Origin of the sequence: Shewanella oncorhynchi (assembly GCF_030848765.1) — a bacterium.
Classification (GTDB): Bacteria; Pseudomonadota; Gammaproteobacteria; order Enterobacterales; family Shewanellaceae; genus Shewanella; species Shewanella oncorhynchi.
The window spans coordinates 3,961,449-3,976,560 of the sequence record NZ_CP132914.1 but is presented as its reverse complement, the minus strand read 5'-3'; the positions used below and the strand labels follow the sequence as shown (position 1 = coordinate 3,976,560).

The window sequence follows — 15,112 nt, the reverse complement described above, 5'->3', positions numbered from 1 at the left end:
GAGGGTGCTCTATTTCTGACGTTATCAACAGGTGTCGATGATGGGTTATGGTTAGCCTAGCGTTACGCCATTTACGCTAAGTTTCACGTCGATATTATTGCGCGTGGCGTTCGAATACGGACAAACTTGATGTGCATGACGCACTAGGGCTTCTGCGGCTTCTTGCGGTAAATCTAAGCTGACTTCTAAGGCAACCGCTAATGCAAAACCACCGGCGTCATTGGCACCAATCCCAACAACCGCACTGACTGGTGCTTCGGTAATATCCACTTTGCCGATTTTTGCGACGTGCAAAACGGCGTTTGAGAAACAGGCGGCATAACCTGCGGCAAACAGTTGTTCAGGATTCGTGGCGAGACCGCTACCGCCCATGGCTTTTGGATAGGCTAAAGCGACATCCAGTAAACCATCATCAGTGCTGACTTGACCTTGACGACCCGCTTTTGCTGTGGCACGTGTTTCATAAAGTGTTTTCATAGTATTAGACCTTTTAAGATTAAGGATTAAGTAAATTGATTTAAATTGCGCGCAATTCAATTGTGATAAACTATAATTCGATCTTTGGTGTGAATGCAAGTATATTGTGCGCAATATATTTAATTTGTCGGATCTTCCTATGGCAACGCTTCAACCCAATACCCGTATTAATCCTGTTGATATGGCCGAAAATGCCAGCACAGAGAATGCTTTATGTCTTGAGAATCAAGTGTGCTTCTCACTTTATAGTGCTGCAAATGCTATGGTGCGTGCCTATCGGCCTTTGTTGGACAAATTAGATCTAACCTATCCGCAGTACTTAGTCATGCTAGTGCTGTGGGAAGAGCAGGGGATTAGTGTCAAAACCTTAGGCGATAAACTTTTCCTCGATTCAGGCACGTTAACGCCATTGCTGAAGCGGTTAGAATCTAAAGGATTAGTGACTCGTGGTCGTAGCGAGCAGGATGAACGCGTGAGAGTGCTGGCCTTAACGCCAGCGGGGCTTGCCCTCAAAACACAGGCAAGTGAAATTCCCCATTTGATGCGTTGCAAAGTCGGCGGCGAGGCGAGCGAACTAAAAGCCTTAAAGACTATGTGCGATCAAGCACTTAAGCAATTACATGCCAGTATTGATTAAACTCTTATCGTCGAGATTTGATCTAAGATTAACTTATTGACATATTAACGCTTATTAGCTGTTCGACTGAGTGCAATGGGTTGTATGCTTGAAGCTCAGCGGGTCAGTCGTCTATTGAAGGTTAGCGAGAGTAAGTTATGGCCTGTTTCGATGTAGCCATTATTGGCGGTGGGATCAGCGGTGTCGGCATTGCCCAATATGCTGCAGCAGCGGGCTATTCCACCTTGCTGATTGAAAAGGGCGAAATTGGCGGCCAAACCTCAGCGAATTCCAGCAAGCTTATCCACGGTGGTTTACGCTATTTAGAAACCGGACAAATTAATTTAGTCCGCAAATCATTGCTTGAAAGGCGACATTTACTCAATCTTGCGCCATCACTTGTTAAAGCTGTGCCCTTTTATATTCCCGTGTACGACAACAGTCAGCGCAGTCCTTGGACCATTCGCGCTGGACTGAGTATGTATGCACTGCTGAGTGAATTTGATCCTTTAGGCCAATTTGTGTCAGTACCTGCTGTGCATTGGCATCGTTTCAAGGGATTAAAACTCTCTGGATTAAAAGCCGTATTTCAGTATTGGGATGCGCAGACCGACGATAAATTGCTCACTCAAGCGGTGGCGCGCAGCGCGCAGGCACTGGGTGCTGAAGTCTATGCCGAGGCTGAATTTCTTGAGTTGGAACACAAGCGCGAGACCTGTGAACTGAGTTTTAGCCACAGGGGCGAGGCCCATAGTGCCGAGGCGCGTCTAGTTATCAATGCCGCTGGTCCTTGGGTGAATGAGGTGTTGAGTAAAGTGTTGCCCCCACTTGCGGGTGTTGAACTCGATTGGGTGCAAGGCGCCCATGTGTTACTGGATATTCCTGCGCCCGATGGCATCTTGTACTTAGAGTCATGCTTCGATAAACGGGTAATATTTGTGATGCCTTGGTATGGTCAAACCTTAGTCGGCACCACAGAAACTGAATTAACTTCTTTAGATAAGCCGCCTGAGGCGACCGAATCTGAAATTAATTATCTGCTGGGGATCTACAAACATTATTTCCCACTAACGCCGGATATTGATGAGCTCAAGGCGCTAATAACCAAAACTTTCTGTGGTATTCGGGTCTTGCCTAAGCAAAATAGCCAAGCCTTTGAGCGACCGCGAGATACCTTAATGCAAACATCGATTTCCCATCCGCGAATACTCAGTTTATATGGCGGTAAGTTAACGACGTTTCGCAGTACCTCAGCCGAAGTGCTTGAATGGATTGAAAAGGCCATAGGTAAGCGGCAGTCTATTGCTGATGTTGATAAACTCACCCTATCTTGAGTGCGCCGTGAATTATGCACTTGATGCTGATTTGAATATGCTTCAAGGTGATTTTTACCTGTAAAACCGCTACAGTGTGGCGCTTTTTTACTGATATCTAGGATCTGCCGTGAATGCTGCTATTGTAAATACCATCAAGCAATGTGGTTATTTTAACCAAGGTCAGTGCCTTTCTTGCCGGCATATACAACAGCCTATGGTGCAGCAAGTGGCGGTTAAGACTCAAACTTTACAGCAACTACTCGCGCCTTTTATCCCAGCTAATTTGCCCGATATTTTTCAGCCGCCGGTAATTGGCGAGGACAGCGGCTTTCGTAATAAAGCTAAAATGGTGGCCTTAGGCGCCGCCCATGCGCCTGTGTTGGGGATTGTGGGCCCAAGTGGCGAGGCGGTAGATCTTTGCGACTGCCTTTTATATCCATCTGATATGCAAGATTTATTACATCGCTTAACACGCTTTGTGCAGCAGGCTGGACTTCCTCCTTATCGGGTAGATAGAGCCAAGGGTGAACTTAAATTTATTCTGCTGACCCGCAGTCAAGTGCGTGGTGAATATCTACTGCGGTTTGTACTGCGGTCCACCAATAGTATCGAACGTATCGAACGTGAATTACCTGCATTATTAGCTGAATATCCGCAAATAAAAGTGGTGTCAGTCAATATCCAACCGGTTCATATGGCAATACTTGAGGGTGATGAAGAGATTTTCTTAACTGAGAATACTAGGCTTGAAGAACGTTTTAATCATGTGCCTTTGTTTATTCGGCCTAAGAGCTTTTTCCAAACCAATCCACACGTTGCGGCGCAGTTATATCAAACGGCCCGTGAATGGGTTGCCGAGTTTTCACCTCATTCGTTATGGGATCTCTTCTGTGGTGTAGGCGGTTTCGGACTGCACTGTGCATCCAAAGACATTACCCTCACAGGGATTGAAATTGAAGCTGAAGCGATTGCCTGCGCGCAAATGTCAGCGCAAATGATGGGGCTCGAAAACGTGCAATTTATGGCGCTCGATTCCACCGACTTTGCTAAGGGTAAAAGCGCTGCTGATAAGCCGGATTTGATCATAGTTAATCCGCCGAGGCGCGGTATTGGCGAGGCGCTATGCCAGTCATTAAGCGAGTTTTCCCCTAAGGCCATTCTCTATTCAAGCTGTAATCCGCAAACCTTAGCGAAAGATCTCGAACATATTCAAGGCTATCACTTAACCAAAGTGCAGCTATTTGATTTATTCCCCCACACGGATCACTTCGAAGTACTAGTCATGTTGGTGAAGGATTAATTTTTTAGCTCATCAATTTATCACTAAGCATTTGTGTTCAATCGCTTTACGACTCTTGAAGTCCGCTCAAACAATCATAAGGACTCTACCATGTGGAGTCTTTGCAATACTTTTATCTGCGCTGCTCGCGTGAAACTTCATCAAAGTGTCTTTTTAGTGGCATAATCTTCAGCACTTTATGCATTGATGGACGGCGATTTATGCTACAGATTTTCCTACGCTTTTTTACCTTGGGCTTGATGAGTTTTGGCGGGCCTGCGGCGCACATTGGTTATTTTCGCCAGACCTTCGTAAATGAACTCGGTTGGCTCGATGATAAGCGTTACGCCAGTCTGGTTGCCTTAAGCCAATTTATGCCGGGGCCAGGGTCGAGCCAAGTGGGCTTTGCCATTGGTTATCAAAGAGGCGGGTTTGTTGGCGCGCTTGCTGCTTTTGCCGGTTTTACACTACCTTCCTTTATTTTGATGTACTTACTGGCAGTAACAACGTCGGCTTGGCTCGCTAATCATTATGTTCAAGGGATGATTTACGGGCTTAAATTAATGGCCGTCGTTGTGGTTGCCGATGCCGTTCTCGCCATGTTTAAACAGTTCTGCCAACGCAAATCCGCACGCCTATTAATGTTAGTCAGTACTGCTGCAATTTTGATTGCGCCATCTATGTGGACGCAAATCCTTTTGTTACTTGGCGCCGCCACTATCGGCATCTATAAATTGACTGCGAGCCAAGATGACACAGTACCGCTGGCACAGATTCGATTGAATTACTTCTATTTGTTGCTCTTTTTCGTGTTGCTCATCGGCAGTTTTTTTATCGTGGATTTAGGCTCTGAAGCTTGGATCTTCGGTGAGTTTTATCGCGTAGGGAGCTTAGTATTTGGTGGTGGTCATGTTGTGCTACCTCTGTTGGAAACTGCGGTGGGTGATACCATAGGTGGCGATCGTTTTCTGACAGGTTATGCCTTTGCCCAAGCAGTGCCAGGACCTATGTTTACCTTTGCGACCTTTTTAGGCGCTGAAGTGATGTTAGATAAGCCCTTCATGGGAGCTTGCATCGCAACCGCAGCCATTTTCTTACCCGGTTTTTTACTCATGCTGGTGGGGTTGAAAAGTTGGCATGCGATTGCCGCAAGACCAAAAATTGCTGGCGCGATAGCGGGAGTGAATGCCTGTGTTGTTGGCTTACTTGCCGCAGCACTTTATCAACCCGTGTTTTCTCAGGCGGTATTCTCAGGTAAAGATATGGCCTTGGTATTGCTCGGTTTTGGTGCATTAAAGTTATTTAAACCACCTATGCTACAACTGGTATTAGGCTTTAGTGTATGTGGTGTGCTGCTTAATATGCTTTGAACTGAGTCGTTATTAATCGAATGTTTATTGAGCAAGATTAAGATTTTGTTACTTTAAGCGCATAGAAATACAACAATCTTAGCTATACTCCGAAGATACAAGTTGTAATCCTTTGGAGCATTCAAGTATGTCTAAGTTGAGTTTGCGCAATAAATTATTATTGCTGTCGCTGTTTCCTTTGATCCTCGCATTATTGGTGTTGATGTCGGTTTCTTATTATGTTGAGCAAGATGCGCTTGCCGATGAGGTGGTTACCTTTAGATCTAAGCTCGTCGGTGAACGTAAACAACAAATCAAAGAAGCTACCGAAATTGCCGCTGGTATAGTGAATTACCAATTATCGTTAAAAGAACAAGGGAATGTGAATCAAGCGCTAAGAGACATACGTTTTGGCAGTGCGGGTTATTTCTTCATGTATGACTCTCAAGGGAAAAATATTTTTCATGCCCTAATACCGAGTTTAGAAGGGCAAAATAAAATGGATATGACAGATCCTCGCGGCACTAAAATTATCGTCGGTCTGCTCGATGCCGCTAAACGTGGCGATGGTAGTTTTTCCTATTACTATCAAAAACCTAATACTAATGAACAGATTGAAAAAATCAGTTACGCCATGATGATCCCTGGTACTGACTGGATGTTAGGTACTGGGGCATATATCGATGATATTGAAGCTGTTGTTGAAGATTATCGTGAGACAGTGACTGAGCAAATGGCAGAAAAATCCTTCGCGATTTTGCTGATAGCGCTTTTCCTTACGGGTATTACTGGCTTTATCATTATGATTGCCGCCCACCGTATGGTCGTGCCAATCAAGAATATGGCCGATAACTTAAATGATATTGCTAAGGGCGAAGGGGATTTAACCAAGCGACTTACCGTAAAAGGTGAAGACGAAATTGCCCAACTTGGGCGCTCCTTTAACCTCTTTGTCGATAAACTTCAGCATATTATCGGCGATGTTGCGACTGCGACGGCTAAAGTAAAAACGGCAGCCAATGCGATTCATGATCAAACTAAAGTCATGTCGAGCCAGTTGGTGAGTCATAACAATGAAACCGATCAGGTGGTGACTGCAATCACTGAGATGTCCTCCACTGCGAACGAAGTGGCTAAGAATACCACTCAAGTAGCCGAAGCTACTCACGCTGCTACTGGTGATGTGGCGAATGCACAGCGTTGTGTTGATGCTTCGCTTGAGGAGATTGCGTCTTTAATGTCGCAAATTAACAATGCGGCAGGCAGTATAAAATCACTCAGCGAGCAATCACAGAAGATCAACAGCGTGCTTTCTGTCATTGGCGGTATTGCCGAGCAAACTAACCTATTGGCATTGAACGCCGCCATCGAAGCGGCCCGTGCTGGTGAACAGGGTCGTGGATTTGCTGTGGTCGCCGACGAGGTGCGTAATTTAGCCAGTCGAACTCAAGCCAGCACGTTAGAAATCAACGAGATGTTATCGGCACTGCATAAGCTAGTGACCCAAGCCGTGAAAGCCATGGAAGAGAGTCAGCAAAGCTGTGTACGTTCGGTGGATTCTTCTCGTACGATTTCCGATAGTTTAGGCTCAGTCACTTCAGCGGTAACGGCGATTAATGATATGAGTACCCAAATTGCGGCCGCGGCGACAGAGCAAAGCTCAGTAACCGAAGAAATTAACCGTAACGTGTATGCCATCCAAGAGATTGTAAACGAGTTACTTCATTCCAGCGAAGATGCCGCCAGGATCAGTATGACAGTCTCGGAAGAAGGCATTAACTTGGGCAAGTTAGTTGGCCAGTTTAAGATTTAGTGTGACAGTTTAAGATTTAATTGCAGCAATCTTGATTAAAAACGGGAGACTTAAGGTCTCCCGTTTTTATTTGGCTTATTTACCTTTTTGAAGAGCACTTAATCCATCTACTTTAGTCAATTCAGCCTAGTCAGTTCATTCTAATCAATTTTCTCGGCAACCCGCTCAACCCTTACCGAGCAGACCTTATATTCTGGGATAAAAGCGACAGGATCGAGTGCATTGATGGTGAGTTTATTCGCCGCAGCTTCCACAAAGTGGAAGGGCAGGAATAGTACGCCAGCTTGGGCTCTTTTCGTCACAAAGGCGTCGATTTCAATTTCGCCGCGACGGGTAGTAAGTTTGATTTTATCGCCATTGCCTATGCCGAGTTGCTCGGCGTCATAGACTGAAATCATTACCTTAGGCGAGCCGAGTAAGTCGAGTCCAGCCGTTTTACGGGTTAAGGTGCCTGTGTGGAACTGTTCCAGTAAACGTCCGGTCGACAGAGTGAGCGGGTACTCACTGCAGGGCATTTCTGCGGGTAAGCGATAACTCACTGGCGTAAACTTACCTAAGCCGCGGGTGAATTGACCTTGGTGCATGATGGGCGTTCCCGGATGGGTTTCATCTGGGCAAGGCCATTGAATACCTTGGGGAATTTTACCGTCATCTCCAGTGCTTAATCGTTGCCAAGTAATGCCGCGATATTGTGGTGTCAGCTCATTGATTTCCTGCCAAATCGCTTCTTCATTAGGGTAATCCCAAGCGGCACCCATCGCATTGGCAATGGCTTGGACAATTTGCCAATCGGGCAGGGCTTCACCTGGCGGTAGCAGGGCTTGTTCGAGTCGCTGCACTCGTCGTTCAGTATTAGTGAAATGACCGCGTTTTTCGACAAAGGCTGCGGCGGGCAGAACCACATCGGCAAGCTCGGCGGTTTCTGTGAGGAAGATGTCCTGCACCACTAAAAAGTCGATTGCATTAAGCGCCCTAAGCACATGGGCTTGATCTGGGTCGCTTAATACGGGGTTTTCGCCCATCACATACAACGCCTTGATTTTCCCTTTGGAAATATCATGCATCATATGGGTGGCGGTTACGCCAATTTCTCCCGATAACGGCGTTTGCCAATGTGCCTCGAAACGCATTCTGGCGTGAATGTCGGTGACTTTTTGATAACCACTGAAGAAGTTAGGCAGTGCGCCCATGTCACAGGCACCTTGCACATTACTTTGTCCCCGCAGTGGATTAATCCCCGCTCCTTCAACTCCAATATTGCCGCACAGAAGTTGTAGATTAGATATGGCGGTAACATTGTCGTGTCCCGTCGTGTGCTGGGTAATGCCCATGGCATAGTAGACTGCGGTTTTGTCGGCCGTGCCTATGGTTTGGGCGATGCGGGCGATATCTTCGGCTTTAACACCTGTTATCAAGGCTGCGTTTTCTAGGCTGTAATCTACTTTTTTTAGTTCAGCATAGAGAGCATCCACGCCTTCGGTGCGCGCGGCAATGTAGCTTTTATCCTGCCAGTCGTTGCGGATAATTTCCGCCATAATCGCATTGAGTAGCATGACGTCAGTGCCGGGTCTGTGGGCGACATAAAGCTGTGCACTGTCGGCAATGGCGACACGTTTAGGATCGGCCACCATTAATCTTGCGCCATGCAAAGCCACGGCTTGCTTAATTTTCGAGGCGATGATCGGGTGAGCACTGCTGGTGTCTGAGCCTATGATAAAAATCACATCCGATGCTTGAATGCTCGGAATGTCATTGGTCATGGCACCACTGCCGATACTTTGCTGTAGCCCTGTGACTGTGGATGAATGACACAGACGGGCGCAATGGTCGATGTTATTGGTGCCGAGTATGCTTCTGACAAATTTTTGCAGGAGGAAGTTTTCTTCATTGGTGGCTTTTGCCGAGGCCAAACTTGCCAGTGCATTGCTGCCATATTGCTGTTTTATTTGCAGTAAATGTTCGGCCACATAGGCGATAGCTTCAGGCCAACTACTCGGCGTGAGCTGGCCATTTTTACGAATGAGTGGCGTGGTGAGGCGTTTTTCACTGTGAATAAAATCGAAGCCAAATCGCCCTTTGACGCAGAGCATGCCTTGGTTAACCACAGACTCTTTATTGCCCTCAATATGACGGATCTGATTCGTGCTGGTATCGATTTTAAGGTCAAGCCGACAGCCTACGCCGCAATAGGTACAAATCGTTGAGGCGGTTTTGAGTGGCGTTTCATTGCCTTGGCGTTTATCCCGCGCATCGACGAGTGCGCCCGTTGGACAAACCTGCACACAGTTGCCGCATTGCACACATTTGCTATCGGCCATGCTGGCGCTAAAGCCGACTCTCGGTGCGCGGCGCGTGGCGGTTTCACTTATGTCTTGCGGCAGCGCTTGATAAGAATCATGGGCAAATTGAATCGCACAATGGCCACTCTGCAACTGGCACACATCGACGCACTTACCACAGCTAATACAACGATTAGCATCAAATTGAATGAACGGACTCGATTTATCGACCGAAAACTTACGCGCGCTTTGAGTGTTGAGTGACTTAGGTTCGACATGGTAGTCGGTCGCATAGTCCCTTAATTTACAATCCGTATTGGCTTGGCAGGCGCATTCGAGGCAGCGAGCAGCTTCTTGCATGGCGGCATCGGGAGCAAAGCCTAGTTCGACTTCGCCGTAATTGAGTAAACGTTGCACCGCGTTCAATTCGGGCATGGTTAAGCGGGCTTTACGTGCGACAGAGGGGTAGAGCTCGGTAGTTGGCAAGACTTGTTTTATTGTGTTACCGACGGCTTTTGATGAATTAAATTCAGTTGCATGTAGCTCACAGCTTAGGCCTTGTTTGAGCAATTTATCTATGGCAATTGCGGCTTTATGGCCATCGCCTATCGCGGCGACTGCGGTAGCAGGACCGCGGCGCGCATCCCCTACCACAAAGAGTTTTTCAACCCCGGACGACATAGTGTGCTCGCAGCCAATAAAGGTATTCCAGCGGCTGAGAGCGAGTTCACCATTGCTTAAGTGGCTCGCGGGATCTTGCATAAAACTCATATCGGGAGTTTGTGATACTGCGGCTATCACAGCGTCGAAATCTTGAGTAAAGGTTTCACCGGTATCAACGGGAGCGCGTCTGCCAGAGGCATCAGCTTCGCCGAGTGCCATCTTAGCGAAGGTGACTGAATGGACTCTACCTTGCGCATCGCTATGGTTTTCAAGCGGATTGGTTAAAAAATGAAACTTCACCCCTTCGACTTCGGCCTCATGTACCTCGTAAGCTTCGGCGGGCATTTCTGCGCGGGTACGACGGTAAATTAGGGTGACATCGCAGCCTTCACGCACCGCTGTGCGGGCGCAATCAATAGCGGTATTGCCACCGCCAATGACGGCGACTTTCTTACCTAAAACAAGTGTCTTTTCGAGACAATGATCTTTTAAGTAATCGACACCTAAGTAGCAACCCGCGAGTGTGCTGCCGGGATAATCCATAGGCACAGCTTTTTGGGCGCCAATGGCGAGACAGACGGCATCAAAATCTTCAACTAATTGATTTAAATGTATCTCGTTACCGAGACGAGTTTCTGTGTGTATGGTTAAGCCATTGCGGCACAGGAGTGCGATCTCCTTGTCTAGTATCGTTTTAGGTAAACGATACTCAGGAATACCATAACGTAGCCAACCACCCGCCTGTGGCATAGATTCGAATATCTCAACGCTATGGCCTTGGTTTGATAAGTAATATCCGGCACTTAACCCTGCTGGACCCGCACCGATAATGGCGACTTTTTTGCCCGTGTCGGTTTGGCGTGGCGGGACATAACTTATGCCCCCATTTTCGCCATCAGCTAAGTCGAGATCGGCGGCGTGACGTTTTAATTGGCGTATGGCAATGGGCTCATCGACGAGTCCGCGGCGACATTGTGCTTCACAAAAAGCAGGGCAGACACGGCCAATGGAGAGTGGCAGCGGCAAAGTTTGTTTAATGACTTTAACGGCTTCAGTATGGTTGCCTTGGGCTATGTGATACAGGTAACTCTGCACATCGACGCCCGCAGGGCATGCTTGTTGGCAGGGGGCTTCGCAATCGGCAAAATGATCGCTCAAGATCTCAGTCAGCGCTTGTTTGCGTTTTTGACTTAAGAATTCAGACTGAGTTATGACTCGCATGCCGACTGTGGCGGACGTTTCACAGGCGCGTACGCAGCGCAAACTGGCGTCGGAATTCTCAATCTGGACGACACACAAATTGCAGGCTTGCTTGTCTGCATGTTCGTGAACGCCTAATTGCTGCGAGGCTGCACTGGGATCACATAAGCTGGGTATTGCTATGCCAGCAGCATGCGCCACTTGCAGTAGGTTATCAGTCGGATTAACCGACAACACTTGGTCATCAATTCGAAGTTCTATCATCCCATGGCCTTTTTATATGTAGGGTGCTTAGCTGCTATAGCGCGGGGCTGCAGGCTTAGGTTGTTTCGAGTATACCTAGACAGCTTTAGAAGACGCTTATGGGCGAGTGAAGTTTGCTGCAAAATTGCAGCTTGAATCACAAACCCGCTCAGACTGTGCGCTGGTGAATGTTTGCTCTAATTTGATCGTGATGGGGTTGACGTTATCTGGCCTTTTTAGTTGCGTTTCCTTTGATATTATGGGGATTTTTTAGGCAGGAGATCGCTTGTGTGTCAGCCATTGGCCTCGCGCATAGCACTATCTTGGCTAAATTTAAGTAAGATCACAGTCTTAACTCATTGCTTTTTGTTAGTCTCGGCTTTAGTGCTGTGGTCTTTTAGCTTGGAAAATAATCCTTGTTATCCCATTTAATGAACAGTGCACCCCTAGGTTTACCAGTCTGGTTAGGTTAAAATGCGCGGTTGCAAATACTGTTAATCATCGCCCCTTTTAGTGGAAGATCAATTAAAGCGGCCAAATAAAGAAAGTTGAAAACTCATGTTTGAAGTTAATCCAGTAAAATTCAAAATTAAGGAGCTTGCCGAGCGCACGGAGCTTCTTAGGGGGTATCTTTGACTACGATGCCAAAAATGAGCGTCTAGAAGAAGTTACCCGTGAGCTTGAAAGTTCAGAAGTGTGGAACGACCCAGAGCGCGCCCAAGCCTTAGGCAAAGAGCGCGCCAGCCTAGAAGCTGTGGTCAAAACCATAGACGATATGGACTCAGGTCTTGAAGATGTTGAAGGCTTACTCGAGCTGGCTATTGAAGAGGAAGACGAAGATACCTTCAATGAAACCAGTAAAGAGCTGGATTATCTCGAAAGCCGTCTTGCCGATCTTGAATTCCGTCGTATGTTCTCCGGCCCGCAAGATGCGTCAAACTGTTATTTAGACATTCAGTCTGGCAGTGGTGGTACCGAAGCCCAAGATTGGGCCAACATGGTGCTGCGTATGTACCTACGTTGGGGCGAAGCCCATGGCTTTAGCCCTGAGTTGATGGAAGTAACCGATGGTGACGTGGCCGGTATTAAAGGCGCGACCATTAAGTTTACTGGCGAATATGCGTTTGGTTGGTTACGCACTGAGACTGGCGTGCACCGTTTAGTACGTAAGTCGCCATTCGATTCATCGGGTCGTCGTCATACGTCATTCTGCTCTGTGTTCGTTTATCCAGAAATCGATGACGATATCACGATTGATATCAACCCATCGGATCTGCGTATTGACACTTATCGTGCATCGGGCGCGGGTGGTCAGCACGTTAACAAAACGGAATCGGCGATTCGTATTACCCACTTACCGACGAATACCGTCGTGCAGTGCCAGAACGACCGTTCACAGCATAAAAATAAAGATGCTGCGATGAAGCAGCTGAAAGCAAAACTGTTTGAGTTAGAAATGCTCAAGCAAAATGCCGACAAACAGGCCGCAGAAGACGCTAAGTCTGATATCGGCTGGGGCAGTCAAATTCGTTCTTATGTATTAGACGATGCCCGCATTAAAGACTTACGCACAGGCGTTGAAACCCGCAATACTCAAGCGGTACTCGATGGCGATCTGGATAAGTTTATCGAAGCCAGTTTGAAATCTGGGCTGTAATTAATTCAAGGTATAGACGAGAAATAAGATGACTGAACAAGTAATTGATGAGAACAAACTGATCGCCGAGCGCCGTGCCAAGCTAGAAAGCATCCGCCCAAACTGTAGTGCTAATGCCCATCCAAATACCTTCCGTCGCACCCATAAAGCGGCTGAACTGCAAGCACAGTATGGTCAAAACACTAAAGAAGAACTCGAAGCCTTAGGTTTTAAGACCAGCATTGCTGGCCGCATCATGGCAAAGCGTGGCCCTTTCTTAGTGATCCAAGACGTGTCTGGCCGTATTCAAGCCTATGCTGAAAAAAGCGTACAAGCTGATTTGAAAGAGCGTTTTCAAGGTCTGGATATCGGTGACATCATAGGTGTAACCGGTCAGCTGCATTTGTCTGGCAAAGGCGACTTATATGTCAACATGGAACAGTACGAGCTACTGACCAAGGCGCTGCGTCCATTGCCTGCGGATTATTATGGTCTAGCCGATCAAGAAATGCGTTACCGTCAACGTTACGTGGATCTCATCGTTAACGAAGATTCACGCAATGCCTTTATCATGCGTTCTAAAGTGGTTTCTGCAATCCGTAACTTCATGATCAAAAAAGAGTTCATGGAAGTTGAAACCCCTATGATGCATGTGATCCCAGGTGGTGCTTCGGCCCGTCCTTTTATCACTCATCACAACGCCTTAGACATGCCAATGTACCTGCGTATCGCGCCAGAATTATACTTGAAGCGTTTAGTGGTGGGTGGTTTTGAGCGTGTGTTCGAAATTAACCGTAACTTCCGTAACGAAGGTCTGTCGCCACGTCATAACCCAGAATTCACTATGATGGAATTCTATATGGCTTATGCAGACTACAAAGATCTGATGGACTTAACCGAAGAAATGCTCAGCTCGATTGCTATCGAACTGCTTGGCAGTGCGCAAATGCCATACGGCGAGCACACAGTTGATTTCGGCGGCCCATACGCACGTTTAAGCATGTTAGAAGCGATTCAGAAGTACAATCCTGATAACGCGACTATCCAAGCTATGACCTATGAGCAAGTGAAAGATGTTGAATTCATGCGCGATTTGGCGAAAAGCTTAGGTATGAAGATTGAGAAGTTCTGGACTTGTGGTCAGCTGCTTGAAGAAATCTTCGGTGAAACTGCTGAATGGCAATTGATGCAACCGACGTTCATCACTGGCTACCCAGCGGATATTTCACCATTGGCACGTCGTAATGATGACAACCATTTCATCACTGACCGTTTCGAATTCTTCATCGGTGGCCGCGAAGTGGCTAACGGCTTTAGCGAGCTGAACGATGCTGAAGATCAAGACAACCGCTTTAAAGCACAGGTTGACGCGAAAGATGCAGGTGACGATGAAGCTATGTTCTACGATGCAGACTATATCACTGCACTGGAACACGGTTTGCCACCCACGGCAGGTCAAGGTATCGGTATCGACCGTTTAGTGATGTTGTTCACTAACACTCATACTATCCGTGACGTGATCCTGTTCCCTGCTATGCGCCCACAGGCGTAATGCAGTCGAACAAGATATTTCGGTTAGTCATTTTATCGACGATGAATGAGTGGGAATTGGCTAAACAGTAAAAGGTTTACTCATTAGCTGACAATCATAGTGATAAAATGCACCATAAAAACCAGCCATTTGGCTGGTTTTTTGTTTTCTAGAACTTTTTAAAAGTTGTGATTATTAAAGATACAACTGCATAAGCTATATTGTTACAGCTGAATTTTTATAAAAGCACAAATTAGCTATAAACTATTTGGCAAGTTTACATTCTTTAACATTCTTCATGCCTTCACCGTCAGTTACTGACTGCAACCCTGCACCGCCAACAAAAACACCTATTTTTATATATTGCTCGATAAAGTAGTTTTTACCACCTTCTGTCGATAGTTTTAAATTATTTTCACTGAATTCTGATTCGGTAGAAAGTGTTTGCTCACCTGGTTCTACTTCCTTGTAGAAGTAGACTTTATTAGCAGATTCGCCAATCATCTCACCATTAATATAGATATTTTTCTTTAGAGCCTGACCCGCAAAACTATTGCGGTATATATAAATCCCTGTTTTATTGTCAGCTGGCTTCTGGAATGTCTTAAGCTTTGCATCTTCCTCTTGTGAAGCCATTGGTACTGTGGCACAACCTGAGAGTAGAAGGAAAATGGCCAGCATAGGCGTTAGAAGTTTTTTTAACATGATTT

The 15,112-nt window shown here is 46.7% G+C and carries 10 protein-coding genes; 7 read left to right on the top strand and 3 right to left on the bottom strand.

The window, feature by feature from the left end:
• Positions 1 to 51: 51 nt before the first annotated feature.
• Entirely contained in the window at positions 52 to 477 is a 426-nt protein-coding gene (locus RA178_RS17655) for an organic hydroperoxide resistance protein (RefSeq protein ID WP_131524696.1), read from the bottom strand.
• A 139-nt stretch (positions 478 to 616) separates the two neighbouring features.
• Between RA178_RS17655 and ohrR the strand changes: the two genes are divergently transcribed.
• From ohrR to RA178_RS17630, 5 genes are all read left to right on the top strand, one after another.
• Positions 617 to 1,114 (top strand): transcriptional regulator OhrR, encoded by a 498-nt coding sequence (ohrR, locus tag RA178_RS17650; RefSeq protein ID WP_219254555.1) that lies wholly within the window; start codon positions 617 to 619, stop codon positions 1,112 to 1,114.
• A 137-nt stretch (positions 1,115 to 1,251) separates the two neighbouring features.
• Entirely contained in the window at positions 1,252 to 2,427 is a 1,176-nt protein-coding gene (locus RA178_RS17645) for a glycerol-3-phosphate dehydrogenase/oxidase (protein WP_263143379.1), read from the top strand.
• Between the two features lie 109 nt (positions 2,428 to 2,536).
• Entirely contained in the window at positions 2,537 to 3,709 is a 1,173-nt protein-coding gene (rlmC, locus tag RA178_RS17640; RefSeq protein ID WP_306683080.1) for a 23S rRNA (uracil(747)-C(5))-methyltransferase RlmC, read from the top strand.
• Between the two features lie 200 nt (positions 3,710 to 3,909).
• A complete protein-coding gene (gene chrA / locus RA178_RS17635; RefSeq protein ID WP_306683078.1) occupies positions 3,910 to 5,058 on the top strand; it encodes a chromate efflux transporter in 1,149 nt (382 codons plus the stop codon).
• Positions 5,059 to 5,185: 127 nt separating this feature from the next.
• Positions 5,186 to 6,850 carry a methyl-accepting chemotaxis protein gene (locus RA178_RS17630; RefSeq protein ID WP_105250062.1) on the top strand — a complete coding sequence of 555 codons (1,665 nt, stop codon included), beginning with the start codon at positions 5,186 to 5,188 and terminating at the stop codon, positions 6,848 to 6,850.
• Between the two features lie 140 nt (positions 6,851 to 6,990).
• Here RA178_RS17630 and fdhF read toward each other — a convergent pair whose 3' ends face one another.
• A complete protein-coding gene (gene fdhF, locus RA178_RS17625) occupies positions 6,991 to 11,256 on the bottom strand; it encodes a formate dehydrogenase subunit alpha (protein WP_306683076.1) in 4,266 nt (1,421 codons plus the stop codon).
• A 537-nt stretch (positions 11,257 to 11,793) separates the two neighbouring features.
• Between fdhF and prfB the strand changes: the two genes are divergently transcribed.
• Together prfB and lysS are read left to right on the top strand one after the other, a co-directional pair.
• Positions 11,794 to 12,892 (top strand): peptide chain release factor 2 gene (gene prfB / locus RA178_RS17620; protein WP_168824900.1). Its coding sequence is split into 2 segments (ribosomal slippage): positions 11,794 to 11,868 and positions 11,870 to 12,892, totalling 1,098 coding nucleotides; the frame shifts between segments, so codons are not numbered across the junction.
• Between the two features lie 28 nt (positions 12,893 to 12,920).
• Positions 12,921 to 14,423, top strand: coding sequence for a lysine--tRNA ligase (gene lysS / locus RA178_RS17615; RefSeq protein WP_006080389.1), 1,503 nt, complete (start codon positions 12,921 to 12,923; stop codon positions 14,421 to 14,423).
• Positions 14,424 to 14,666: 243 nt separating this feature from the next.
• On the opposite strand, the gene RA178_RS17610 is transcribed toward lysS, so the two are convergent.
• Entirely contained in the window at positions 14,667 to 15,107 is a 441-nt protein-coding gene (locus RA178_RS17610; RefSeq protein WP_105250059.1) for a DUF2846 domain-containing protein, read from the bottom strand.
• Positions 15,108 to 15,112 lie beyond the last annotated feature (5 nt).

Bases quoted from the DNA above. Each gene is read 5' to 3' on its own strand.
- RA178_RS17655 (WP_131524696.1), bottom strand. From the start codon at position 477: ATGAAAACACTTTATGAAACACGTGCCACAGCAAAAGCGGGTCGTCAA.
- ohrR (WP_219254555.1), top strand. From the start codon at position 617: ATGGCAACGCTTCAACCCAATACCCGTATTAATCCTGTTGATATGGCC.
- RA178_RS17645 (WP_263143379.1), top strand. From the start codon at position 1,252: ATGGCCTGTTTCGATGTAGCCATTATTGGCGGTGGGATCAGCGGTGTC.
- chrA (WP_306683078.1), top strand. From the start codon at position 3,910: ATGCTACAGATTTTCCTACGCTTTTTTACCTTGGGCTTGATGAGTTTT.
- RA178_RS17630 (WP_105250062.1), top strand. From the start codon at position 5,186: ATGTCTAAGTTGAGTTTGCGCAATAAATTATTATTGCTGTCGCTGTTT.
- fdhF (WP_306683076.1), bottom strand. From the start codon at position 11,256: ATGATAGAACTTCGAATTGATGACCAAGTGTTGTCGGTTAATCCGACT.
- lysS (WP_006080389.1), top strand. From the start codon at position 12,921: ATGACTGAACAAGTAATTGATGAGAACAAACTGATCGCCGAGCGCCGT.
- RA178_RS17610 (WP_105250059.1), bottom strand. From the start codon at position 15,107: ATGTTAAAAAAACTTCTAACGCCTATGCTGGCCATTTTCCTTCTACTC.